This is a genomic window from Actinomadura kijaniata (assembly GCF_014138665.1).
Lineage (GTDB): Bacteria > Actinomycetota > Actinomycetes > Streptosporangiales > Streptosporangiaceae > Spirillospora > Spirillospora kijaniata.
In genome coordinates this window covers 319,457-341,520 of sequence record NZ_JACJIA010000001.1, presented here as the reverse complement: position 1 = coordinate 341,520, position 22,064 = coordinate 319,457, and the positions used below count along the sequence as shown (strand labels likewise).

Here is a 22,064-nt window from a genome sequence, read left to right as displayed (position 1 = left end):
CGCCATCCGTTCCTCCCAGGTCAGCGCCGCCCGCCGCCGCGCCGTCATCGACGCGTTGCGGCGCGGCGCGGTGCCCGACAGCGGCCTTGACCTGCTCGCGACCGGGCTGGACCGGTTCGAGGCCGCCCTCGACGCCGAGCTGGACGCGGTCGCCTCCGGCGGGTCGGTGTTCAAGGCCGTGCGCGGCGAGTACGGGTCCGGCAAGACGTTCTTCACCCGGTGGCTCGGCGAGCGCGCCAAACGCCGCAACTTCGCGGTCGCCGAGATCCAGGTGTCGGAGACCGAGACCCCACTGCACCGGCTGGAGACCGTCTACCGGCGGCTCACCGAACGCCTGGCCACCGCCAGCTTCCCGCCGAGCGCGCTGCGCCCGGTCGTGGACGCGTGGTTCTACGCGCTGGAGGAGGACGCCCTCGCCGCCGGGGCGTCCGAGGACGACCTTCCCGCCGAGGTGGACAAACTACTCACCGCGCGACTGGCGGAGGTGTCCCGGCACGCCCCGTCGTTCGCGACCGCGCTGCGCGGCTACCGCAACGCGCTCACCACCGGTGACGAGGCCACCGCGTCCGCCGTGCTGGCCTGGCTCGGCGGCCAGCCGCACGTCGCCGCCGCAGCTCGCCGTTCCGCCGGGGTCCGCGGCGACCTCGACCACTTCGGCGCGCTCGGCTTCCTCCAAGGGTTGTTGACCGTGTTGCGCGACTCCGGGCACCCCGGCCTGCTGGTGGTGCTGGATGAGGTCGAGACGCTGCAACGCGTCCGCTCCGACGCCCGCGACAAGGCCCTCAACGCCCTGCGCCAGCTCATCGACGAGGTCCACTCAGGCCGTTTCCCCGGCCTCTACCTGCTGATCACCGGGACGCCCGCGTTCTACGACGGGCGCCAGGGCGTGCAGCGCCTCGCTCCGCTCGCCCAACGCCTGGCCACCGACTTCACCACCGATCCGCGCTTCGACAACCCCCGCGCCGTCCAGGTCCGGCTGCCCGGCTTCACCCTGGAATCCCTCACCGGCCTCGGCGGCACCATCCGCGACCTGTACGCCGACGGAGCCGACGCCCCCGACCGGGTCAGGGAACTGGCCGACGACGCCTACGTCGCCGATCTGGCCCGCGCGGTCGGCGGCGCCCTCGGCGGCAAGGTCGGCGTCGCGCCCCGTCTGTTCCTCAAGAAGCTGGTCGGCGACGTGCTGGACCGCATCGACCAGTTCCCCGACTTCGATCCACGCGTCCACTACACCCTCACCGTCTCCGACTCCGAGCTCACCGAGGTCGAACGGAACCTGACCGCGGACGACGTCGACCTGGACCTCTGATGGAGCGCCTCCACCCGGTCCTGCTCCACCACATCGTCAACACGCTGGGCTGGCCGGACCTGCGCCCTCTACAACGCCACGCCGTCGCCCCGCTCCTCGACGGCCACGACGCGCTCCTGCTGGCCCCCACGGCGGGCGGCAAGACCGAGGCCGTGACGTTCCCGATCCTCACCGCGATGGCCGAGCAGGACTGGACGGGCGTCTCGGTCCTCTATCTGTGCCCGCTCAAGGCCCTGCTCAACAACCTGACCCCCCGCATCGACCAGTACGCCCAGTGGCTCGGCCGTTGCGCCGACCTCTGGCATGGCGACACCCGCGACTCGCAGCGCCGGCGCATCCGCATCGACCCGCCGGACATCCTCCTGACGACACCCGAGTCGCTGGAGGCCATGCTCATCAGCTTCAAGACCGACCACTCGCATCTGCTCGGCAACGTCCGCGCGGTCATCGTCGACGAGGTCCACGCGTTCGCCGGGGACGACCGGGGTTGGCACCTGCTGGCCGTCCTGGAACGCCTCACCCGCCTCACCGGCCGCCCCATCCAGCGCATCGGCCTGTCGGCAACGGTCGGCAATCCCCGCCACCTGCTGACCTGGCTCCAGGGCGCGAGCGCCGGAACCCGCCCCGCCCAGGTCGTCGCCCCCGAAACCCCCACGGCCTCCCCCTCCGCCCGCATCGACCTGGACTACGTCGGCTCCATCGAGAACGCGGCCAAGGTCATCGCCTCCCTCCACCACGGCGAGAAACGCCTCGTCTTCTGCGACTCGCGTGCCCAGGTCGAACAACTCGGCGCGGCCCTGCGCGCCCGCGACGTCACCACGTTCCTGTCCCACGCCTCCCTGTCGGCCGAGGAGCGCCACCGCTCCGAGCAGGCGTTCGCCGAGGCCCGCGACTGCGTGATCGTCTCCACCTCCACCCTCGAACTCGGCATCGACGTCGGCGACCTGGACCGCGTCATCCAGATCGATTCGCCCGCGACGGTGGCATCGTTCCTGCAACGCCTGGGCCGTACCGGCCGCCGCGCCGGAGCCGAGCGTTCCTGCCTGTTCCTGACGACCAAGTCCCTCACGCTTCTCCAGGCGGCGGGCCTGCTGCACCTGTGGGATCAGGGTTGGGTCGAGGACGTGGCGGCCCCGCCCACCCCGCGCCACCTAGTCGCCCAGCAACTGCTGGCCGTCACGCTCCAGAAGCACCGCCTGGGTGGCAATCTGTGGTCCGAGCAGTGGAACGGCCTGGCCCCGTTCGACCGCTCCGCCGAACCGATCCTGCGCCACCTGGTCAACGAGGGCTTCCTCGACTCCGACGATGGCATGCTGTTCATCGGACCCGAGGCGGAGAAGAAGTTCGGTCACCGTCACTTCATCGACCTCACGGCCTCGTTCACCGCGCCCCCGCAGTTCACGGTCCTGTCGGGTCGCTCGGAGATCGGCAAGACCGACCCATCCGTCCTCACCGAGGAGCACCCCGGCCCTCGTCGCCTCCTGCTGGCGGGCCGCACCTGGCTGGTCACCCACATCGACTGGAAGCGTCGCCGCTGCTTCGTCGAGCCGTCCGAGGGCGCCGGCGGTCTGGCCAAGTGGACGACCAACGGCGTCGCGGGCCTGTCGTTCGAGCTGACGCGCGCGATGCGCGACGTCCTGCTGGGCACCGGCCCGCCTGTGAACCTGACCCGCCGGGCCGTGGCGCACCTGGAGAAGCTACGGACGGATCTGGCAGCCGACACCGTTCACCCGGCCGGGTTGCTGATCACGCGGACGGGAGGGGACGTGCGCTGGTGGACATGGGCGGGCTACCGCGCCAACGCGACTCTCACCTCGACGCTGTCGTCGGTGACCGACCCAGTCCAACGCCCAACGGACCTGTACGTGCGCCTGCGCGAGGACTTGACCCCGGACATGTGGAAGGCGGCCCGCGCCGAAGCCCCACTGGTCCTGCCCGACATCGACCCCAGGGCGGTCCGTGGTCTGAAGTTCTCGGCGGCCCTTCCCGAGCACCTGGCGACCGCGACGGTGGCGACCCGCCTGGCCGACCTGCCGAGTGCCGAGAAGGTCCTGTCCGAACCGACCCGCTTCACCATCGCCCACCGATCCTGATCAGATCGCTTACAGAGCGGTTCACTGCTCGTTAGAGTCTCCGCATGGCCCTGGTGCGCATGGCGTTCGAGAACTACCGCTGCTTCAAGGACCGTCAGGAGATCGAACTCCGTCCGATCACGCTGGTCCTCGGCAAGAACAATGCCGGCAAGAGCGCGGTCACACGTTTCCCGCTGATCATCCAGACCGGGCTCAACACCGGTTCGGATCTCCCTCTCGACCTGGACCAACTAGGCGACGATCCGCCCGAGTTCCTGGACCTGGTCCATGGGAAGAGCCCGCACCGCCCGCTGAAGATGGAGTTCTCCGTAGATAGAGACCCATTCCACACCGTCCGGGCCACGATCCAGAACATTGCCGAGAAAAGCCTCCAGGTCGTCAGCTACCTCTGCTTCTCGGGCAATGATGCGAACCTCGAACTGAGGTGGACTCCCGAGAAGGGGGGGACTATTTACAATGCCAACGGAGAAGACGAGAATGAATTCCACCTCAACTTCAGAGGAATCCTGCCTCGTGGGGAATCTTTCAGTCGCCCTAGAGGTAGCGAAAAAATAGAGATCCTCCACAATTTTGACCCCTCGGATGCCGATTACTTCTTTGAGCCTTTTTCTAGCACGGAAGGTATCCGTCATAACTTTGGCCAGGTTCGTTACCTCGGCCCCTACCGACAGCGTCCGCCCCGGTACGTCCGCTTGCCCTCACGCCTCCCGCGCGAGGTCGGACCGATGGGCGAGAACGCTCCGGGCATGCTCGCCAACGACCACGTCCGCAGCGACGGCCATTTGATCGCCAAAGTCAACGAACTGCTCGGCGACAGCCTGGCGGGCTGGCAGTTCGAGGTCGTATCGCAGGGAGCGACCTATGCGATCAATCTCCGTTCGATCGACGATCCCGCGCTCTCGGTGAACATCCTGGACTCGGGCACCGGAGTCGCCCAAGTGCTCCCCCTGCTGGTGCAGCAGGCACAGGACCTAGCCGAGCGTCTCCGAGGTGACGTCCTCCAGGTGATAGAAGAACCCGAGCTGCACCTGCATCCCGCCTTTCATCCCCTGCTCGCCGATCTGTTCATCACTGCCGCGAAAAAGGGTTCACGCTTCCTGGTCGAGACGCACAGCGAGAACCTGCTGCTACGCATGCGAAGGCGTATCGCTGAGAAAAAGTTCAGCGCCGACGATGTGGCCGTCTACTTCGTGGAGCACGAGGACGGCGCCTCGCACGTGCGCCGCGTCGGAATCGATGAGTTCGGCAATCTGGACTACTGGCCCAGCGGAGTCTTCTCCGAGGACTTCGAGGAGACACGGGAACTCGCCAAGGCCCAGTTCGACAGGGAGCGCGATGCGGGTTGAGCTTTCGGCCAACGTATTCACCGACGGAAACTTCGAGCTTCTCACCAGGTTGATCGGCTACTTCATCGAAGCCCGGCATGACTGGATCGCTGATGATAATGAGACCCTGGTCGTCATGGACGGCTACTTCCGCCGTCACGCTCCGGTCCGTGCGCAGGTCTGGAGCTCGCTGGTCCGCAAGGAGCCGACCAGGCAGGTGTGGTCCGCCGGGCGACCGGAGCCGCCGACCGTGCGAGTCACCCACGAGAGTCTGCCCGAGCACGTCGAAGACCTCAGCGCGACCGCCCGGGTCGTATTGGAGAACAAGGGAGGCGACGGGGACTTCCTGCTCGCTGTCGCACACGTCTTCAGGGCGGAAAGAATCATCGAGGCGAAAGAGCGCCGGTGGTTGAAGTTCGTTCAGGGCGGCGGCAGCGGAGAGGTCCCCAAGGTGGTCCGCGACGAGTGCGCGGACTTCCGACGCGTGAAGAGAGTGGTCTTCCTCCTCGACAGCGATCGCTGGACACCCGGTGAGCCCTCCAAACATGAGAAGGCCGTGGCGGAGTTGCGGGCTGAGGGCGTCCACGGACACATCCTGCGCTTTCGCGAGATCGAGAACTATGTGCCCAACTGCATCCTCGCCGCGGTGGCCGTGCCCCGGCAACAGCGCAGGGAGTTCGACGAGCGCTTGAAGAGCCTGCGCGGCCTCGTTCCCGAGCAACGCGCCCACTTCGACATGAAGAAGGGCTTCCACGACTCCCGGACACAGGCCGCCAGGGTCCCCGACGAACAGCGGCAGCTCTATGGTTCCCTGCGGCAGACCACGGTGGTCGCGCTCCGGAAAGGGTTCGGTGACGGGCTCACGGCGCTTCTCCTGCGCGAGGCCAAGGCGGGCAGGCTCAAAGAAGAGGACTTCGGCGACCTCGGACCGGGTGTGTGCGACGAGCTGCGTGAGATCCTCGCACTGATCGAGCGGATCGTTTAGTAGGAAGACGGCATGGCCAACCACGAAGACGAGCACGGACTGACCGGACCCGACGAGTACGAGGGGACCGGCAACGACATCGGCGTGCGGCCCCAGGTCGACTTCCTGGAGACCTTCCTCGACGACGTGCACGCGGGCAGGTTGCGCATCCCCAAGTTCCAGCGGCCGTTCGTCTGGCGGCCCGAGCAGATGCTCGACCTGTTCGACAGCATCGAGCGCGGCTATCCCATCGGCAGTCTCCTTCTGTGGAAGACCAGCCTGCACATCGAGAGCCTGGACCACGTGGGCGCGCTGAACGTCCCGGACGCACCTGGCAACGAGGCTACCTACGTCCTCGACGGGCACCAGCGGATCTCCACTCTCTACTCCTGCCTGTACTGGACCGAGAACCGCAAGCACGACCAGGAGGAGCCCGAGTGGGTCTGGCAGGTCTACCGGATCCTCGGGCAGACCGCTGACAGCCGCACCAACCGTTATGTGCATTGGAAGCGCGCTACGCCGCCTCCGCCCAACTATCTTCCAGTCGCCTCGGTGCGCAAAACGCTCGATTTCCTCTCCTACGCCCGGGAGCTGGCCAAACATCATGATGGCGAGCTGTACGACGCGCTGGTGGAGGAGGCCGAGAACGTCGCCCAGCGGATCAAGTCCTACAAGATCTCGGTTGTGACGCTGCTCGGCGGTAATCTCGCCCAAGCCGTCGAGGTCTTCTCCCGGGTCAACAGCAAGGGCCAGGCGATGAGTCCCGACCAGATGGTCTCGGCGCTGACCTACAAGGGCGGCGGGGAGGAGAGCCTCGCCAACCGCATCAACACGATCCTGGAGCGCATCGCCGCGGAAGGGTTCGGGGAGATCAACTCCACGACGGCCTTCCGTGCGGTCCTGGCCGTCGCGGGCGAGGAGGAAGTGACAGGCGCGCACTGGGACGTGCTCGCCCGCCGGGTCGAGGGCAAGGTCTCCCAGGCCATCGAGGACACCGACAAGGCCCTGTCGCTGGCGGTCGAGTTCCTTCGCCACCATCTGGGGGTGCCACTCGCCCGGCTCATCCCTTACAACAACCAGCTCATGCTGCTGACCCTATTCTTCCATCTGCAGCCCTATCCCCACGCCGAGCAGGTCGACGGGCTGACCAAGTGGTTCTGGATCACCTCCTGGTCGGGTCAGTTCGCCAGCATGAACTCCACGACCAGCAGGCAGGCCATCCAGGACATGCGGGCGTTCGCGCTCGGGGAGAAGGACATCGCGGATTTCGCCAGCGAGCAGGGCATGTTCGACTTCGCCGACCAGCGTCCCCGTCCGTTCCCCGACAAGTTTGACCTGCGCAGCGCCCGCGTCCGTGCCTACCTGCTCTGGGAGCTGCAGGAATTCCCCGTCCGCTACACCGTCAACGGCGTTGAGTATTCAGCGATCGACATGATCCGCAAGCTGGACACCGCCGCGTTCCGCCGGGTCTCCAACGCGACAGGACTCACCAATGGCTCCAGTCCCGCCAACCGGGTCGTCCTGGACGCGAGCCCCGGCATGAACTCGAAGGAGTACATGCTCCTCAGCCTGGCCAGAGCGCAGGCGAACGACATCCTCTGCGTCTCCAAGGAGGCACTCACCCTCCTGGCCCAGGGCGATGACGAAAGCTTCATCAACCTGCGCGCCGCCGAACTGGCCGAGCGCGAACGTCGCTTCATCGCGAACATAGCCGTGACCACGACCACCAGCAACCACGGCGGCTCCGAAATCGACACCGAATGACATGTGGTCGGACTTTCATGGCCCGCGATAGGCACCAAAAGCCCGGCTTCACCGGTGAGGCTCTGTCTGTCTGAAGGCTGCCAGGGCGCGCAGGAGGCACTTCTCGGCTTTGAAACGTTCTCAGAGGCGCTTCCGCCCCTCTGAGAACGTCTGTCGCCGGTTTACGGCTCGGCTTCGGCGTAGTCCTCGGCGGTGGGCTCGATGTGGGGCTGGGTGCGTTCCAGTAGGTCGAACGCCTCGGACACGTCGGCGGTCCAGCCGATCGCGTCGAAGATCTTCGGGCGGGCGAAGCCCTGGTCGGCCAGGCCGTTCATCAGCTCGCGCAGCGGCTCGTAGACGCCGGTCGGGTCCAGGATGACCAGCGGCTTGTCGTGCATGCCGAGGACGCGGGCCGTCCAGATCTCGAACAGCTCCTCCAGCGTCCCGATCCCGCCGGGCAGCACCAGGAACGCGTCGCTGCGCCGGTCCATCTCGCCCTTGCGGGACCGCATGTCCGGCGTGACGACCAGCTCGTCGTTGTCCTCGTCGGAGATCTCGACGCTGACCAGCCCCTCGGGGATCACCCCGACGGTGCGGGCTCCCCCGGCGCGCGCGGCGCGGGCGACGGCCCCCATGCAGGACACCTGCGCGCCGCCGGAGACGAGGCTGTGGCCGCGCCGGGCCAGCTCCGCGCCGACCTCGGCGGCCAGGTCGACGTACCGCTGGTCGATCCGGCTGGACGACGCGCAGAACACGCAGATCGCCAGGCCCGAGCCGTTGTCCGCCGATGTCACCGGTCGCGCTCCGTTCCGCGGTGGGGGCCCGGCCGCCGATGGGCCGGCGCCGTGGCGTCGGCCAATCTAACATCCGCGCGGGCAGGCGTTCCCGGCAGGAGTGGGCGTCCCCTCCCAAGGACCGTGCTCGGGCCGTCAGGCCCGCCCGGCGGTCGGGCGGGCCTGGGGCGGGTGGCTTCGGGGGGTCAGGAGCCGTCGCCGGCTTCCCTGGCGGCGGCCTTGGCGGCGGCCTCCTCCTCGGCGAGGCGGCGTTCGGCCTCCTGGTGCGCCTCGACGATCACGCGGACCGCCTCGTCGGGGTCGTCGGTCAGGTGGAACAGGTCCAGGTCCTCCGGCGAGATCTTGCCGCCGGGCAGCATGGTGTTCTTCACCCAGTCGACCAGCCCGCCCCAGAACTGCGTGCCGACCAGCACGATCGGGAAGCGCGTGATCTTGCGGGTCTGGACGAGGGTGATCGCCTCGAACAGCTCGTCCAGCGTGCCGAAGCCGCCGGGGAGCACGACGAACGCCTGGGAGTACTTGACGAACATCGTCTTGCGGACGAAGAAGTACCGGAACTCCAGGCCGATGTCGAGGTGCTCGTTCATGCTCTGCTCGAACGGCAGCTCGATGCCCAGCCCGACCGACAGGCCCCCGGCCTGGTCGCAGCCCTTGTTGGCGGCCTCCATGATGCCCGGGCCGCCGCCGGTGATCACCGCGTATCCGGCCTCGTGCAGCTTGGCGCCGATCTCCTCGCCGAGCCGGTACTCCTGCGAGCCCGGGTCGGTGCGGGCGCTGCCGAACACGCTGACGGCCTTGGGCAGCTCGGCCAGCAGGCCGAAGCCCTCCACGAACTCGGCCTGGATGCGCAGCACCCGCCACGGGTCGGCGTGCACCCAGTCGGCCGGACCCCGGCTGTCCAGCAGCCGCTGGTCGGTGGTGGTCGACGGCAGAGCGCGGCCCCGCAGCGTCGCGGGCCCCTGACGATGCGTACGGGACTGTTCGGATGTCATGGCTTCACCGTAACGAAGGAAAGCCCCGTTCACCCGGTGATATCTCCGTGCCACGCGCTCAGCCCAGCCAGGCGCGGAGCCGCCGCTCCGCCTCGCCGATCAGCGGGATCTCGACGTGCTCGTCCCTGGTGTGCGCCAGCGTCGGCTCGCCGGGGCCGTAGTTGACGGCGGGCACGCCGAGCGCGTCGAAGCGGGCGACGTCGGTCCAGCCGAGCTTGGCGCGCACCTCGGCCCCGGTGGCGGCGACGAACGCCCGCGCGGCCGGGGCGTCCAGGCCGGGCCGCGCGCCGGACGACGCGTCGGTCACCTCGACCTCGAACCCGTCGAAGAACTCCCGCAGGTACGCCACGGCCTGCTCTTCGCTCTTGTCGGGCGCGTAACGGTAGTTGACGGTCACCACGCACTCGTCGGGGATGACGTTCCCGGCGACGCCGCCGCGGACGAACACGGCGTTCAGGCCCTCGTGGTACTCCAGCCCGTCCACCACGGGCCTGGCGGGCGTGTAGGCGCGCAGCCGTTCCAGGATCTCCCCGGCGCCGTGGATGGCGTTGACGCCCATCCAGGCGCGGGCGCTGTGGGCGCGCTCGCCGCGCGCGGTGACCTCCACGCGGACCGTTCCCTGGCAGCCGCCCTCGATCAGCCCGCCGGTCGGCTCCATCAGCACGGCGAAGTCGCCGGCCAGCAGCTCGGGACGGGTCTCGACCAGCCGCTTGAGGCCGTTGCGGGCGGCCTCGATCTCCTCGCAGTCGTAGAAGACGTAGGTGACGTCCCGGCTGGGCGCGGCCAGGCCGTGGGCCAGCTTGAGCTGGACGGCGACGCCGCTCTTCATGTCGCTGGTCCCGCAGCCGTAGAGCCTGTCGCCCTCGACGCGCGAGGGCAGGTTGCCGTTCAGGGGGACGGTGTCCAGGTGCCCGGCGAGGATGACCCGCTCGGCCCGCCCGAGGTCGGTCCGGGCGACGACCGAGTCGCCGTCGCGCACCACGGTCAGGTGCGGCAGCGCCCGCAGCGCCTCCTCGACGGCGTCGGCGAGGGCCTTCTCGTTCCCGCTCACCGACTCGATGTCGACGATCGCCGCCGTCAGTTCCGCCACGTCCACAGAGAGATCAAGCCGCATACCCGGAAAGGGTACGCGTCCCTCCGTGATCAGGTGTCCACCCCGCGCTCGCGCAGGACGGCGTCGAACTCGGCCCTCTCGTATCGACGCCGGCAGGCTCGTGCCCGACCCGACCACCGCGCGATGGCGCCAGGACCGGCCGCGCGGAGGCGCGGCGGTGGACGGGGTCATGGGCCTTGAGCTCACTGGTGGCCATCTCCCGGTACGGTCGACCCGTGGCAGCAAGGGCGAATGGAGAGACCCCGAAGGGGCGGCGGCGGTGGCGCTGGACCGCCGTCGGCACCGGCGTCGCGCTCGCGCTCGGCGCCGGCGGGTACGCGTTGTTCCTGCACGCCCGCCCCTACCTGCACGGTTCGGGGTGCGAGGTGCGCACGGCCATCGGCAAGATGCCGCTGGAACTGGACCAGGCCGCCAACGCCGCCATCATCGCGGGCGTGGCGTTCCGCAAGCAGTTGCCCGAACGCGCCGCGGTGATCGCCTACGCGACGGCCATCCAGGAGTCGCACCTGCGCAACCTGGCGGGCGGCGACCGCGACTCGGTCGGCATGTTCCAGCAGCGCCCCTCGCAGGGCTGGGGCACCCCCGCGAAGCTGCGCGACCCGGTGGTGTCCACCAGCAAGTTCTTCGACGGGCTGGTCAAGGTGAAGGACTACCTGGACCGCGACCTGCACGACGCCGCCCAGGAGGTGCAGCGCAGCGCCGACGGCCGCGCCTACGCCCGGCACGAGCCGGACGGCAAGACGCTGGCCCGCGCGTTCACCGGCCGCGAGCCGGCGGCCGTGCGCTGCTGGTACCCGCCGGACAAGAAGACCGCCCCGCGCCAGGCCGAGGCGCTGCGGGAGATGCGCCGCGCGTTCGGCGGCCGCCTCCAGCCCACGGCCGCCGAGAAGAAGCCGGCCGGCCCCACGCCCACGCCCCCCGACGGCGTCCGCGTCAGCAACGCGCGCACGGGCTGGGCGGTGGCGTCCTGGGCGGTCACCCACGCCCAGTCCTACGGCCTGACCGAGGTGCGCTTCGCCGGGAAGCGCTGGCACGCCGACTCGGGCCACGATGGCTGGACCACCGACACCAACGCCCCCACCGACCGCGTCATCATCCGCTAGACCGTTCTCCGGGACCGCGGGCCGGGCCGCGGGCATTGACCGACGGTAGAACGGGTTCTAGTCTCGACGCCGATGACCAAGCTAACGCTTGGCCGGATCGGGTCGTTCGAGGGAGTGCCGTGAGCACGGAGTCCTTTACGCAGGCAGTCGCCGAGGCCGAGCGGATCGTCCGGGAGGCCCCCCACGCGCAGGATGCGCAGGGGCTCACCGAAGGGCTGGACTACCTCGCCGGGAGCATCAAGGCGTCGTTGCACATGGCCTGGGCCTACGAGCGGGACTTCCCGTTCTTCGTGCGGTCCACCGGGCCGCACTCCAAGCTGGGGCTGGACAATCCCGACGCGCTCTACTTCAGCGCCTACCTGCGCGACGACGCCGAGTACGTCGTCAGCGGGCGGCGGGGCACCACGGCCGACCTCAGCTTCCAGGTCCTCAACGGCGACTACACCCCGACCAGCTCGCCCGACAGCCTGTCGGCGTTCGACGACCGGGCGTTCGAGATCGCGCCGGACGGGAGCTTCGAGCTGCGGTTCGGGCCGCCGCGCGCCGACGCCGGGCCCGGCTACCTCACGCTGGGGCCGGGCGCGGCGATGCTGCTGGTCCGCGAGGTGTTCGGCGACTGGGAGGGCGAGCGCCCCGGGGAGATCCGCATCCACCGGGCCGACCGGCTCGGGGTCTCGCCGCCGCCCCCGGCCGACCCGGAACGGGCCGCCAAACGGTTCGACGTGGCGGGGAGGATCCTCGTGTCGCGGCTGCGGACCTTCCTCGTCTTCCCCGAGTGGCACTACCTGAAGCTGCCGGTCAACACCATGACCGAGCCCCGGATCACGCCCGGCGGGCTGGCCACGCAGTACTCGTCGGCCGGGCACTACGAGCTCGGCGACGACCAGGCGCTCGTCGTGACCGTCCCCCGGAGCGACGCCCCCTACCAGGGCTTCCAGCTCGGCAGCATGTGGTACGTCTCGCTGGACTACGTCAACCACCAGACCAGCCTCACCGCCGAACAGGCGCGCGTCGACCCCGACGGGATGATCCGGTTCGTCGTCAGCGAGCGCGATCCCGGCCTCGCCAACTGGGTCGAACGCACCGGCCACCGCCGCGGCTACCTCCAGATCCGCTGGCAGCGCCTCACCCGCGAGCTCACCGACGCCGACGGTCCCCGCGTCGAGGTCGTCCCCTTCGACGAGCTGCCCGGACGCCTCCCCTTCCACGACCGCCAGCGCGTGACCCCCAAGGAGTGGGCCGACCGGATCGCCGCCCGGCAGGTCGCCCACGCGCGAAGGATGCTCGGCTGATGCGGCCGCCGCTGGAGGACCGCGTCGTCGTCATCTCCGGTGTCGGGCCGGGCCTCGGACGCGGGCTGGCGCTGCGGTGCGCCGCGGCCGGGGCCGACGTCGTCCTCGCCGCCCGCACCGAGGCGCGGCTGGCCGAGGTCGCCGAGGAGATCACCGGGCTGGGCCGCCGCGCCACCGCCGTGCCGACCGACGTCACCGACGAGGCGTCGTGCGAACGCCTGGTGGAGACCGCGCTCAACGTCCACGGACGCGTGGACGGCCTGGTCAACAACGCGTTCTCCATCCCGCCCCTCACCGACCTGTGCGAGGCCGACCAGGACGCGATCCGCGCGGCGTTCGAGGTGAACGTGCTCGCCGCGCTCCGCCTGACCCGGCTGTTCGCCGCCGACCTCGCCGACGGCGCGGGCTCCGTCGTGATGATCAACTCGGCGGTGCTGCGGCACTCGCGGCGCACGTTCGGGGCCTACAAGATGAGCAAGGCCGCGCTGCTGGCCCTCGCCCAGAGCCTGTCCACCGAGCTCGGCCCGCGCGGCGTCCGGGTCAACACCGTCGCGCCCGGCTACATCTGGGCCGACAGCCTCAAGTGGTACTTCGACCACCTGGCCCGGGAACGCGGCGTCCCGCCCCGGCAGGTCTACGACGAGACCGCCGCGACCATCGACCTGCGCAGGCTCCCCGAACCCGACGAGATCGCCGACGCCGTCGTCTTCCTGCTGTCCCCGCTCGCCCGCGCGGTGACCGGGCAGTGCCTGGACGTCAACGGCGGCGAATACCACCACTGAGGAGAACGCATGGCGGCGGGACGTGACAGTGTCGGGACGGTCGAGGACCTGCACGCCTCGGCCGGCCGGATCACCAGCCTGACCGACTTCGGCGGCGACGACCATCTCGACGGGCTGGAGGTGCTGCTGGAGTCCTACGCCAAGGACGCCCGGCTCACGCCGCTCGGCAACAAGGTGCAGCGCGCGTTCCTGCGCGGGGCCCTCGCCGCGCGGCTGTTCGCCGAGGACGCCTGGAAGCGCCACCCCGGGCACGCGAGCGTCCCGGTCGAGCGTCCGATCTTCGTCACGGGCCTGCCCCGCACCGGCACCACGGCCCTGCACCGGCTGCTCACCGCCGACCCCGCCCACCAGGGCCTCGAAGTGTGGCTGGCCGAGGTCCCCCAGCCCCGGCCGCCCCGCGACACCTGGGCCGACGACCCCGTCTTCCAGGCGATCCAGGCGGGCTACGAGCGCCACCACGTCGAGCACCCCGAGTTCATGGGCGTGCACTACATGTCGGCCGGCATGGTCGAGGAGTGCTGGCAGTTGCTGCGGCAGTCGATGCGGTCGGTCTCGTTCGAGTGCCTGGCGCACGTGCCGACCTACTCGGCCTGGCTCGCCGGGCAGGACTGGACCCCCGCCTACCGCCGCCACCGCCGCCTGCTCCAGCTCATCGGCCTTCCCGACGCGGACCGCCGCTGGGTGCTGAAGAACCCCAGCCACCTGTTCGCGCTGGACGCCCTGCTGGCCGTCTACCCGGACGCGCTGGTCGTGCAGACCCACCGCGACCCCCGCACCGCGATGGCGTCGATGTGCAGCCTGGCCGCGCACGCCACCGAGGGCTGGTCGGAGCTGTTCACCGGCCCGGTCATCGGGCGCGGCCAGCTCGACCTGTGGAGCCGCGGCCTGGCGGCGTTCCGCGCCGAACGGGCCCGCCACGACCGGGCCCGGTTCTTCGACGTCCGCTACGAGGACTTCGTCCGCGACCCCCTCGGCACCGTGGAGGCGATCTACGCCCACTTCGGCCTGCCCCTCACCGGCGGGGCCCGCGCCGCGATGCGGGAGCTCCACGCCGGGAGCCGCACCGGCGACGCCCGTCCCGCCCACCGCTACGACCTGGCGGACTTCGGGCTGACCCCGGAGGAGATCGACGCCCGCTTCGCCTGACGGCACCCCCTCTAAGCTGGCGGTATGAGCGACGACGGGGGGCCGGTCGGGCCCAGGGTGATCGTGGTCGGGGTGGACGGGTCCGACACCTCGCTGCGGGCCGGGGCCTACGCCTGGGGGCTGGCGCGGCGCAGCGGGGCGCGGCTCGTCCTCGTCCACGTGACGCCGGTCGGGACGCTGGGCGCGCTCACGCCGGGCGGCGCGATGGTGATGCGGGAGGCCGGGGCGCAGGTGGACGCCGAGCTGCGGGCCCGGCTGGAGCGCATCGCGGCCGAGGCGCGGGACGTGCGGTACGAGTTCCACGCGCGGGAGGGCGCCCCCTGCACGGTGCTGTCGCGCGTCGCCGACGAGGAACGCGCCGACGCCGTCGTGGTGGGCGCCTCCCAGCAGGCGGGCCACCGCCTGGTCGGCTCGGTGGCGGTCCGCCTGGCCCGCGCGGGCCGCTGGCCGGTCACCGTCGTCCCCTGACCGCGTTCCCTCCCCGCGCCGGCAGCCGCCAGGGGTTGAGCAGCAGCAGTCCCGCCAGGGCGGTCACGTAGACGATCGCCTGCGGCTCGGGGCCGCCGGACGGCGGCGGCGCGACCACCCGTACCGGGTTGCGCGGGTCGTAGCCGACCGCGAGGATCTGCCCCTGCCGGACCTCACCGACGTCGTCCAGCAGGACCCTGGCCGTCACGTCCCGGCCCCCGGCCCGGAACCGCACCACCGCGACCCCGTCGCCCTCGCCGGAGGCCGCCTCGTCCCGGACGGCCGCCTCGCCGACCCCCGTCACGGTCGCGTCCACGGTGACGGCCCGGCGGGCGAACGCCGCGTCCCCCGCGTGGATCCCCCACGCGATGACCGGCAACGCCCCGCCGAGCCCCACCCGGAACAGGACCGTCCAGAGCCGCTCCCGCCCGAACCCCGCATCACCCATGATCTGTTGGATGCCTCCGGCGGGGGCCCGGGTTCCGGCACTGGACCGATCAAACAGACATTCATGTCCCGGTGATCTTCGCCCCCGGCCGGTGGAGCGGATCAGACGCCGAGGCCGCGGCCGATGATCTCCTTCATGATCTCGGTGGTGCCGCCGAAGATCGTCTGGATGCGGACGTCCTGGTAGGCCTTCGCGATCGGGTACTCGTTCATGTAGCCGTAGCCGCCGTGCAGCTGGACGCAGCGGTCCACCACGGTCTTCAGCATCTCGGTGGTCCACCACTTCGCCATCGAGGCGTTCTCGGCGGACAGGGCGCCCCTGACCTCCTCGGCGATGCACTGGTCCAGGAACGCCTGCGCCACCGTGATCTCGGTCTTCATCTCCGCCAGCGTGAAGCGGTTGTGCTGGAACCTGCCGATCGGGCGGCCGAACGCCGTGCGCGTCTTGCAGTACTCCAGGGTCGTCTCGAACGCCTGCCAGGAGCCCGCCACCGCCGACACCGCGATGCACAGGCGTTCGCGGGCCAGGTTCTGCATCAGGTAGATGAATCCCATGCCCTCCTCGCCGAGGAGGTTCGCCCTGGGGACGCGGACGTTGTCGAAGAACAGCTCGGCGGTGTCCTGGGCGTGCATGCCGACCTTGTCGAGGTTGCGGCCGCGGGTGAAGCCGGGCATGTCGCGCTCGACCATCAGGAGGCTGACACCGTGCGCCCCGGCGCCGGGGTCGGTCTTGGCGGCGACGATCACCAGGTCGGACAGGATGCCGTTGGTGATGAACGTCTTGGAGCCGTTGAGGACGTAGTCGTCGCCGTCCTTGACGGCCGTGGTCCTCATGCCCTGGAGGTCGGAACCGGCGGCGGGCTCGGTCATGGCGATGGCGGTGATCAGCTCGCCGGAGCAGTAGCCGGGCAGCCAGCGCCGCTTCTGCTCGTCGGTGAGAAGCTGCCGCAGGTAGCCGCCGACGACGTCGTTGTGCACCGCGAAGCCGGGGCCGCTGGCCATGGCGCGGGCCAGCTCCTCGTTGAGGATCGTGTAGTAGCGGTAGTCGTCGTCGCCGCCCCCGCCGTACTCCTCGGGCATCTCGATGCCCAGCAGCCCCTGCCGGCCGGCGGCCAGCCACACCTCGCGGGAGACGACGCCGTCCTTCTCCCACCGCTCGTGGTGGGGCGTGACCTCCTTCGCGATGAAGGACCGCACCATGTCGCGGAACGCCTCGTGCTCCTCGGTGAAGATCTCCCGTGCCATGCGGCGGCTCTCCTCAGGGGTAAGTGGTTCCTGATACAGCTTCAATGTAACACTGGCACTGTCACATAGATCGGCGCAGGGAGCCCCATGGCGGACATGACGGTGGACGAGCTGGCCGCCCGTGCCGGGATGACCGTGCGCACGGTGCGGTTCTACGCCGGCAGGGGCCTGCTGCCGCCGCCGCGGCTGCGGGGGCGGACCGGGCTGTACGGGCCCGAGCACCTGGCCCGCCTGGAGCTGGTGCGCGAGTTGCAGTCGCTGGGGCTGACGCTCGCGGCGATCGAGAAGCACCTGGAACGCATCCCGCCGGACGCCCCGCCCGAGGACCTGGCCCTGCAACGGGCGCTGCTGTCCCCCTGGGCCCCGGAGGAACCCGAGGACCTGGACCGCCACGAGCTGGACCGCCGCGCGGGCCGCCATCTGGACGAGGAGGCCCTCAGGCGGCTGGAGGCGCTGGGCATCGTCGAACGCGACGGCGACGCCGTCCGCGTCATCAGCCCGGCGCTGCTGGGCGTGGGCGCGGAGCTGGCCGAGCTGGCGATGCCGCTGCAGACGCTCATCGCCGCGCACGAGGCGGTGGACCGCCACACCACGGTCCTGGCCGCCGAGCTGCAACGCGTCTTCCAGGACACCGTCGTCCGCCCCTACCGCGAACGCGGCCGTCCCCCCGAGGAGCGCGACCGCCTGCTGGAGCTGGCGACGAAGCTCAAGCCGCTGATGATCCAGTCGCTGGTGACCAGCTTCCAGCGGGCGGTGGACAGGACCCTCCGCGACTCCGTGCCGCGCGCGCCGGGGCGGTGAACGGCTCAGCCGTCCTTGGCCAGGCCGCGTTCCCGCAGTGAGGCCAGCGAGTCCACGTACCTGAGCATCAGCCGCGCGAACTCCAGGCGGTCCCGCTCCGGCCAGTCGGCGGTGATGTACTCGAACGCCTCGCGCTGGTGCCGCCGGAACCGCTCCATCAGCTCGGTCCCCTCGGGCGTGAGCTCCAGGACGGTCCGCCGCCCGTCCCGCTGGGAGGCGGCGCGCCGCAGGTAGCCCGCCTTGATGTTGTCGGAGACCATGCGGCTTCCGACCGAGGGGTCCACGCCCAGCACCTCGGCCACCATCCCGACCGTGACCTCGGCCTCGGCGGCGCGCGTGTGCTCCAGCACGATGTTGAGGACCAGGGTGCGGCTGAGGTCCTTGGCCGAGATCGGGTTCTCGACCTCCAGCAGCGAGGTCCGCCGGAGCTTGGAGAACGCCGGGCCCACGGCGTTCAGCAGTTCGTCGGCCGTCTCCGGCCCGCTGTCGCTCATACCGACCATCGTAGGTCCTGCACGTCAGCAGGCATGTGTTGACAGGAAATTATGTGCATGCCAGCATGCATATGTCTTCAAACACGAAAGGAATTCCCATGACCATCCTCGTCACCGGATCCCGCGGCAAGGTCGGCCGGGGCGTCGTCGCCCGGCTGCACGCCGCCGGGCTCCCCGTCCGCGCCGCCAGCGCCGCCCCCGCCGAGCTGGCCGTCCCCGACGGCGTCGCGACCGCCGAACTCCGGCTCGACGCCCCCGAGACCTTCGACGCCGCGCTCGACGGCGTCCGGCAGGTCTTCCTGTACCCCGAGCCCTCCGGCATCGACGCGTTCGTCAAGTCCGCGCTGGCCGCGGACGTCGAGCACGTCGTCCTGCTGTCGTCCTCCTCGGTCCTCGCCCCCGGCGCCGAGACCGACCCGCTCGCCTCGCCCAGCCTGCTGGTCGAACGCGCCCTCGCCGCCTCCGGCCTGACCAGCACGTTCCTGCGGCCCGACGCGTTCGCCAGCAACGCCTTCGCCTGGATCCACCCGATCTCCCAGGGACTCCCGGTGGAGCTCGCCTACCCGGGCGCCTCCCTCGCCCCCATCCACCCCGACGACATCGCCGACATCGCCGTCGCGACGCTCACCGGCGACCTCCTGCGGGGCCGCGCGGCCACCCTGACCGGCGCGCAGGCCCTCACCTTCCGCGAGCAGCTCGCGATCCTGTCGGAGGCCACCGGCCGCGACATCCCCCTCGTGGACATCACGCACGCCGAGGCCGAGGAGCAGATGGCCCGGTACATGCCCGCCCCGATGGCCGCCTCCCTGCTCGCCCTGCAGAAGGAGGCCGCGGAGGGCCCCGCCGCCATCGCCGACACCACCGGGACCCTGCTCGGCAGGCCCGCGCGCACCTTCCGCCAGTGGGCCACCGAGAACGCCGCCGCCTTCACCGGACGCTGACCGGGCGGGCCGACGCACGACAAGGCCCGCCCCCTCCCCCACCTCGACAAGGCATCCTCATGACCACTCCCGTGACCTCCTCACCCTCGGCCGCCTCTCCCCCGGCCGACCGGCGGCGCTGGGCGATCCTCGCCGTCGTCCTGTTCGCCTCCGTCCTCGACCTGCTCGACGCGACCATCACCAACATCGCCGCCCCGTCCATCGCCGCCGACCTCGGCGGCGGCGAGGCCCTCGTCCAGTGGCTCGGCGCGAGCTACGCCCTGGCCATGGGCGTGCTGCTGGTGGTCGGCGGGCGGCTCGGCGACCGGTACGGCCGCCGCCGCCTGTTCCTGGTCGGCATCACCGGCTTCACCGTGGCCTCGGTGGCGTGCGGGCTGGCGTTCGACCCCGCGTCCGCCGTCGTCTTCCGGCTCGCGCAGGGCGCGTTCGGCGCGCTGCTGATCCCGCAGGGGTTCGGCATCCTCGGCGCGGTGTTCCCCCGCGACGAGATCGGCAGGGCGTTCGGGGTGTTCGCGCCCGCCCTCGGCCTGTCGGCGGTCGGCGGCCCGGTGCTGGCCGGGTTCCTCATCGACGCCGACGTGCTCGACCTCGGCTGGCGCGCCATGTTCCTGATCAACATCGTGCTCGGCGGCCTCGCCATCGCGCTGGCGGTCCGGCTGCTGCCCCGCGACGGCGGCGACCGGACGGTCGGCATCGACGCCCTCGGCGCCGCCCTGCTGGCCGCCGCCATGCTCGGCCTGCTCCACGGGCTGATCGACGGCTCCGCGCACGGCTGGACCGCGCTCCCGGTCGGCTGCCTGGCGCTGGGCGCGGTGTTCCTCGCCCTGTTCGGCCTGCGGCAGCGCACCGCGGCGGCCCCGCTCATCGAGCCGTCGCTGCTGGCCAACCGGGGCTTCACCTCCGGCCTGGTCCTCGGCCTGGTGTTCTACGCCGCGGTCTCGGGCCTGCTGCTGGTGCTGTCGCTGTACCTCCAGAACGACCTGCGCCGCACCCCCGCGCGGACCGCCCTCGGGCTCACGCCGGTCGCCGTGGGCATCATCATCGCGTCGGTGGCCGCCCACCGGTTCATCGCGCGCCTCGGCCGGCGGCTCGTCCTGATCGGCCTGCTGCTCACCCTCACCGGCGTCCTCGGCGCGCTCGCCGCCGTCGAGACGGCCCCGGGCTCCTGGCTGCTCTCCCTGCCCGTCCTCGTCACGGGCCTCGGTATGGGCACCTGCTTCGGCACCGTCTACGACGTCACGCTCGGCGACGTGGACCCGGCCGGGTCGGGCAGCGCCAGCGGTTCGCTGTCGGCCGTCCAGCAGCTCGCCAACAGCATCGGGGCCGCCGCCGTCACCACCGTCTACTTCCACACCGGCGGCGTCGCGCCCAGCCTGGCCGTCGTCGCCGCCCTCACGTTCGCCTGCTGCGGCCTCGTCCGGCTCATGCCGCGCGCCGCCCGCGCCCACCACGGAGAAGGAGGACCGCCGTGAAACCCATCGGCTACTGGCTCAACCGCGCCGACCGGGCCATCACCGACCGCATGAACGGCGCGCTCGCCGCCCACGGCCTCACCCGCGTCGGCTGGCAGATCCTCAACGTCGCCGAGGACGGCGCCACCGACGCCGAGGTCCGGGCGGCCCTGGCCGCCAACGCCGACGCGCCCACCCTCACCGGGACCGTCGGGACGCTGCTGACCGACGGCTGGCTGACCCGCCCCGCCCCGGGCCGCCTGGCCCTCACCGACGGCGGCCGGGAACGCATGGCCGCCGCCGCCGAACGCGTCCGGGCCTTCCGCGAACTGTCGCTGACCGGGATCTCCCCCGAGGAGTACCGCACGGCCGTCGACGTCCTGGAACGCCTGACCCGCAACCTCGAAGAGCCCGGCAAGTGACCGCCTGAGACGGGACCGCGCTTTTCCCTTCACACCACGGCCATCACGCTGTTCACCGCAGCGACGTCGCCCCGAATCCGATAAGTGTTTCATGATTGCCGGACCCGATTTTAACCGGTGACTTGTCAAGAGGGTCGCTGTGAGGAATTTTCCACACATCTTTGGCGGCCTTGACAGGACCGCCCCACCATTCTCCACTCGGGCTATGGAAGCGATTCTGGATGCTGACTATCCCGCGCTTTTCCAGGCCGCCGACAGCAGCGCCGTCAGTGGCCAACGTCGTCTGCTGGTCGCGACGGCCGTGCGGCTGGTGGCCCTGCTCTCCGCCTCCGTCCTGGGCGCGGTCAGCCTGGACCTCGGCGGGCTCGACATGGCGGCCGTGGGGGCGGCGGCCGGCCTCGGCATCGCGGTGGTCGTCGAGGTGTACCTGCTGTCGGAGCGCCCTGACCGACAGTGGTACGAGTCCAGAGCCGCGGCGGAGTCGGTGAAGACCCTGACGTGGCGGTACGCGGTGGCCGGGCAGCCGTTCGAGTTCCGGGGGGCCGGGGAGCAGGACCGGCACACGGCCGAGCAACTGCTGCTGTGCCGGTTCGCCTCGATCACCGGGAACCTCAGCGGCCTCCTCCTGCCCGCCTACGGCGCCGAAGGGTTGCAGATCACCGAGGGGATGCGCCGCATGCGGGGGATGAGCCTCGAGGAACGGAGGCAGGCGTACGCCGGCGGCAGGATCGGCGATCAGCGTCTCTGGTACACGAGACGAGCGAAGGAGCACGCCCGCAGCAGCGCACGATGGTCGGTGTCGCTGGCGGCACTGGAGGCGCTCGGCCTGATCGCGGCGGTGCTCAGCGCCGTCGGCGTCATCGATCTGGACCTGCCGGGGATGGCCGGGGCCGCCGCGGCCTGTGGCGTGGCCTGGCTGCAGACCCGCCAGCACCAGCAGCTCGCCACGGCCTACGCCATCGTGGCCCAGGAACTCGCCGACGTCGCCTCCCGGATCGAGTGGCCGGACAACGAGGCGGACTGGGCGCACTTCGTCGACGAGGTGGAAGAGGCCATCTCCCGGGAACACACGCTCTGGTGGGCCTCGCACGTTTCGGCCCCCTCCTAGGGCGGGGAGGGACCTCCTCCGAGGAGGGCG

The 22,064-nt window shown here is 70.7% G+C and carries 21 protein-coding genes; 15 read left to right on the top strand and 6 right to left on the bottom strand.

Annotated elements, in window-relative coordinates; all coding sequences use genetic code 11:
• The first annotated feature begins 4 nt into the window (after positions 1 to 4).
• Genes brxD through HNR61_RS01545 form a run of 5 tightly spaced genes read left to right on the top strand, consistent with a single transcriptional unit; the run spans position 5 to position 7,455 of the window.
• Positions 5 to 1,309 carry a BREX system ATP-binding protein BrxD gene (gene brxD / locus HNR61_RS01565; RefSeq protein WP_376770247.1) on the top strand — a complete coding sequence of 435 codons (1,305 nt, stop codon included), beginning with the start codon at positions 5 to 7 and terminating at the stop codon, positions 1,307 to 1,309.
• The gene (locus tag HNR61_RS01560) at positions 1,309 to 3,402 is read left to right on the top strand and encodes a DEAD/DEAH box helicase (protein WP_182841317.1); all 2,094 of its coding nucleotides are present in this window, start codon (positions 1,309 to 1,311) and stop codon (positions 3,400 to 3,402) included. Before brxD ends, HNR61_RS01560 begins: the two co-directional genes overlap by 1 nt.
• A 44-nt stretch (positions 3,403 to 3,446) precedes the next feature.
• The gene (locus HNR61_RS01555; RefSeq protein ID WP_182841316.1) at positions 3,447 to 4,748 is read left to right on the top strand and encodes a DUF3696 domain-containing protein; all 1,302 of its coding nucleotides are present in this window, start codon (positions 3,447 to 3,449) and stop codon (positions 4,746 to 4,748) included.
• Entirely contained in the window at positions 4,738 to 5,712 is a 975-nt protein-coding gene (locus HNR61_RS01550) for a hypothetical protein (protein WP_182841315.1), read from the top strand. The genes HNR61_RS01555 and HNR61_RS01550 overlap by 11 nt, the downstream gene beginning before the upstream one ends.
• Before the next feature lie 12 nt (positions 5,713 to 5,724).
• Positions 5,725 to 7,455: a DUF262 domain-containing protein gene (locus tag HNR61_RS01545; RefSeq protein ID WP_182841314.1), complete on the top strand. Its 1,731-nt coding sequence runs from the start codon at positions 5,725 to 5,727 to the stop codon at positions 7,453 to 7,455.
• A 161-nt stretch (positions 7,456 to 7,616) separates the two neighbouring features.
• Here the strand turns inward: HNR61_RS01545 and HNR61_RS01540 are convergent, their stop codons facing one another.
• From HNR61_RS01540 to dapE, 3 genes are all read right to left on the bottom strand, one after another.
• On the bottom strand, positions 7,617 to 8,228 hold the full coding sequence (locus HNR61_RS01540) for an LOG family protein (protein WP_312897711.1): 612 nt from the start codon (positions 8,226 to 8,228) through the stop codon (positions 7,617 to 7,619).
• 185 nt (positions 8,229 to 8,413) lie between these two features.
• Positions 8,414 to 9,220, bottom strand: a complete 807-nt coding sequence (locus tag HNR61_RS01535; RefSeq protein ID WP_182841313.1) for an LOG family protein — start codon at positions 9,218 to 9,220, stop codon at positions 8,414 to 8,416.
• 58 nt (positions 9,221 to 9,278) lie between these two features.
• Positions 9,279 to 10,334 (bottom strand): succinyl-diaminopimelate desuccinylase, encoded by a 1,056-nt coding sequence (gene dapE / locus HNR61_RS01530; protein WP_182841312.1) that lies wholly within the window; start codon positions 10,332 to 10,334, stop codon positions 9,279 to 9,281.
• A 215-nt stretch (positions 10,335 to 10,549) separates the two neighbouring features.
• Here dapE and HNR61_RS01525 point away from each other — a divergent pair, with 215 nt between their 5' ends.
• The 5 genes from HNR61_RS01525 to HNR61_RS01505 all read left to right on the top strand — a co-directional run bounded on the left by HNR61_RS01525 (position 10,550) and on the right by HNR61_RS01505 (position 15,125).
• Entirely contained in the window at positions 10,550 to 11,437 is an 888-nt protein-coding gene (locus HNR61_RS01525; RefSeq protein ID WP_312897710.1) for a hypothetical protein, read from the top strand.
• A gap of 119 nt (positions 11,438 to 11,556) precedes the next feature.
• Positions 11,557 to 12,729 (top strand): hypothetical protein, encoded by a 1,173-nt coding sequence (locus HNR61_RS01520; protein ID WP_182841311.1) that lies wholly within the window; start codon positions 11,557 to 11,559, stop codon positions 12,727 to 12,729.
• On the top strand, positions 12,729 to 13,511 hold the full coding sequence (locus HNR61_RS01515) for an SDR family oxidoreductase (RefSeq protein ID WP_182841310.1): 783 nt from the start codon (positions 12,729 to 12,731) through the stop codon (positions 13,509 to 13,511). Before HNR61_RS01520 ends, HNR61_RS01515 begins: the two co-directional genes overlap by 1 nt.
• A 9-nt stretch (positions 13,512 to 13,520) precedes the next feature.
• Positions 13,521 to 14,657 (top strand): sulfotransferase family protein, encoded by a 1,137-nt coding sequence (locus HNR61_RS01510; RefSeq protein WP_182841309.1) that lies wholly within the window; start codon positions 13,521 to 13,523, stop codon positions 14,655 to 14,657.
• A gap of 24 nt (positions 14,658 to 14,681) precedes the next feature.
• Positions 14,682 to 15,125 carry a universal stress protein gene (locus tag HNR61_RS01505; protein ID WP_182841308.1) on the top strand — a complete coding sequence of 148 codons (444 nt, stop codon included), beginning with the start codon at positions 14,682 to 14,684 and terminating at the stop codon, positions 15,123 to 15,125.
• On the opposite strand, the gene HNR61_RS01500 is transcribed toward HNR61_RS01505, so the two are convergent.
• Together HNR61_RS01500 and HNR61_RS01495 are read right to left on the bottom strand one after the other, a co-directional pair.
• Positions 15,109 to 15,573 carry a hypothetical protein gene (locus HNR61_RS01500; RefSeq protein ID WP_182841307.1) on the bottom strand — a complete coding sequence of 155 codons (465 nt, stop codon included), beginning with the start codon at positions 15,571 to 15,573 and terminating at the stop codon, positions 15,109 to 15,111. The two genes, HNR61_RS01505 and HNR61_RS01500, sit on opposite strands and share 17 nt — an antisense overlap.
• A gap of 101 nt (positions 15,574 to 15,674) precedes the next feature.
• A complete protein-coding gene (locus HNR61_RS01495; protein WP_182841306.1) occupies positions 15,675 to 16,817 on the bottom strand; it encodes an acyl-CoA dehydrogenase family protein in 1,143 nt (380 codons plus the stop codon).
• Between the two features lie 87 nt (positions 16,818 to 16,904).
• Here HNR61_RS01495 and HNR61_RS01490 point away from each other — a divergent pair, with 87 nt between their 5' ends.
• Positions 16,905 to 17,618, top strand: a complete 714-nt coding sequence (locus HNR61_RS01490) for a MerR family transcriptional regulator (RefSeq protein WP_182841305.1) — start codon at positions 16,905 to 16,907, stop codon at positions 17,616 to 17,618.
• Between the two features lie 5 nt (positions 17,619 to 17,623).
• Here HNR61_RS01490 and HNR61_RS01485 read toward each other — a convergent pair whose 3' ends face one another.
• The gene (locus HNR61_RS01485; RefSeq protein ID WP_220508847.1) at positions 17,624 to 18,112 is read right to left on the bottom strand and encodes a MarR family winged helix-turn-helix transcriptional regulator; all 489 of its coding nucleotides are present in this window, start codon (positions 18,110 to 18,112) and stop codon (positions 17,624 to 17,626) included.
• A gap of 98 nt (positions 18,113 to 18,210) precedes the next feature.
• On the opposite strand from HNR61_RS01485, the gene HNR61_RS01480 reads away from it, so the two are divergent.
• The 4 genes from HNR61_RS01480 (at position 18,211) to HNR61_RS01465 (ending at position 22,034) form a co-directional block, all read left to right on the top strand.
• The gene (locus HNR61_RS01480) at positions 18,211 to 19,053 is read left to right on the top strand and encodes an NAD(P)H-binding protein (protein WP_182841303.1); all 843 of its coding nucleotides are present in this window, start codon (positions 18,211 to 18,213) and stop codon (positions 19,051 to 19,053) included.
• Between the two features lie 59 nt (positions 19,054 to 19,112).
• Positions 19,113 to 20,525 (top strand): MFS transporter, encoded by a 1,413-nt coding sequence (locus HNR61_RS01475; RefSeq protein ID WP_182841302.1) that lies wholly within the window; start codon positions 19,113 to 19,115, stop codon positions 20,523 to 20,525.
• The gene (locus tag HNR61_RS01470) at positions 20,522 to 20,926 is read left to right on the top strand and encodes a MarR family winged helix-turn-helix transcriptional regulator (protein ID WP_182841301.1); all 405 of its coding nucleotides are present in this window, start codon (positions 20,522 to 20,524) and stop codon (positions 20,924 to 20,926) included. Before HNR61_RS01475 ends, HNR61_RS01470 begins: the two co-directional genes overlap by 4 nt.
• Before the next feature lie 205 nt (positions 20,927 to 21,131).
• Positions 21,132 to 22,034, top strand: coding sequence for a DUF4231 domain-containing protein (locus HNR61_RS01465; protein ID WP_182841300.1), 903 nt, complete (start codon positions 21,132 to 21,134; stop codon positions 22,032 to 22,034).
• Positions 22,035 to 22,064: the final 30 nt, after the last annotated feature.

Excerpts from the sequence above, each read along its gene's own strand:
- HNR61_RS01510 (WP_182841309.1), top strand. The coding sequence starts at position 13,521 with ATGGCGGCGGGACGTGACAGTGTCGGGACGGTCGAGGACCTGCACGCC.
- HNR61_RS01550 (WP_182841315.1), top strand. The coding sequence starts at position 4,738 with ATGCGGGTTGAGCTTTCGGCCAACGTATTCACCGACGGAAACTTCGAG.
- HNR61_RS01480 (WP_182841303.1), top strand. The coding sequence starts at position 18,211 with ATGACCATCCTCGTCACCGGATCCCGCGGCAAGGTCGGCCGGGGCGTC.
- HNR61_RS01535 (WP_182841313.1), bottom strand. The coding sequence starts at position 9,220 with ATGACATCCGAACAGTCCCGTACGCATCGTCAGGGGCCCGCGACGCTG.
- HNR61_RS01560 (WP_182841317.1), top strand. The coding sequence starts at position 1,309 with ATGGAGCGCCTCCACCCGGTCCTGCTCCACCACATCGTCAACACGCTG.
- dapE (WP_182841312.1), bottom strand. The coding sequence starts at position 10,334 with ATGCGGCTTGATCTCTCTGTGGACGTGGCGGAACTGACGGCGGCGATC.
- HNR61_RS01465 (WP_182841300.1), top strand. The coding sequence starts at position 21,132 with ATGGAAGCGATTCTGGATGCTGACTATCCCGCGCTTTTCCAGGCCGCC.
- HNR61_RS01475 (WP_182841302.1), top strand. The coding sequence starts at position 19,113 with ATGACCACTCCCGTGACCTCCTCACCCTCGGCCGCCTCTCCCCCGGCC.
- HNR61_RS01485 (WP_220508847.1), bottom strand. The coding sequence starts at position 18,112 with ATGAGCGACAGCGGGCCGGAGACGGCCGACGAACTGCTGAACGCCGTG.
- HNR61_RS01505 (WP_182841308.1), top strand. The coding sequence starts at position 14,682 with ATGAGCGACGACGGGGGGCCGGTCGGGCCCAGGGTGATCGTGGTCGGG.
- HNR61_RS01555 (WP_182841316.1), top strand. The coding sequence starts at position 3,447 with ATGGCCCTGGTGCGCATGGCGTTCGAGAACTACCGCTGCTTCAAGGAC.
- HNR61_RS01545 (WP_182841314.1), top strand. The coding sequence starts at position 5,725 with ATGGCCAACCACGAAGACGAGCACGGACTGACCGGACCCGACGAGTAC.
- HNR61_RS01515 (WP_182841310.1), top strand. The coding sequence starts at position 12,729 with ATGCGGCCGCCGCTGGAGGACCGCGTCGTCGTCATCTCCGGTGTCGGG.
- HNR61_RS01500 (WP_182841307.1), bottom strand. The coding sequence starts at position 15,573 with ATGGGTGATGCGGGGTTCGGGCGGGAGCGGCTCTGGACGGTCCTGTTC.
- HNR61_RS01490 (WP_182841305.1), top strand. The coding sequence starts at position 16,905 with ATGGCGGACATGACGGTGGACGAGCTGGCCGCCCGTGCCGGGATGACC.
- HNR61_RS01495 (WP_182841306.1), bottom strand. The coding sequence starts at position 16,817 with ATGGCACGGGAGATCTTCACCGAGGAGCACGAGGCGTTCCGCGACATG.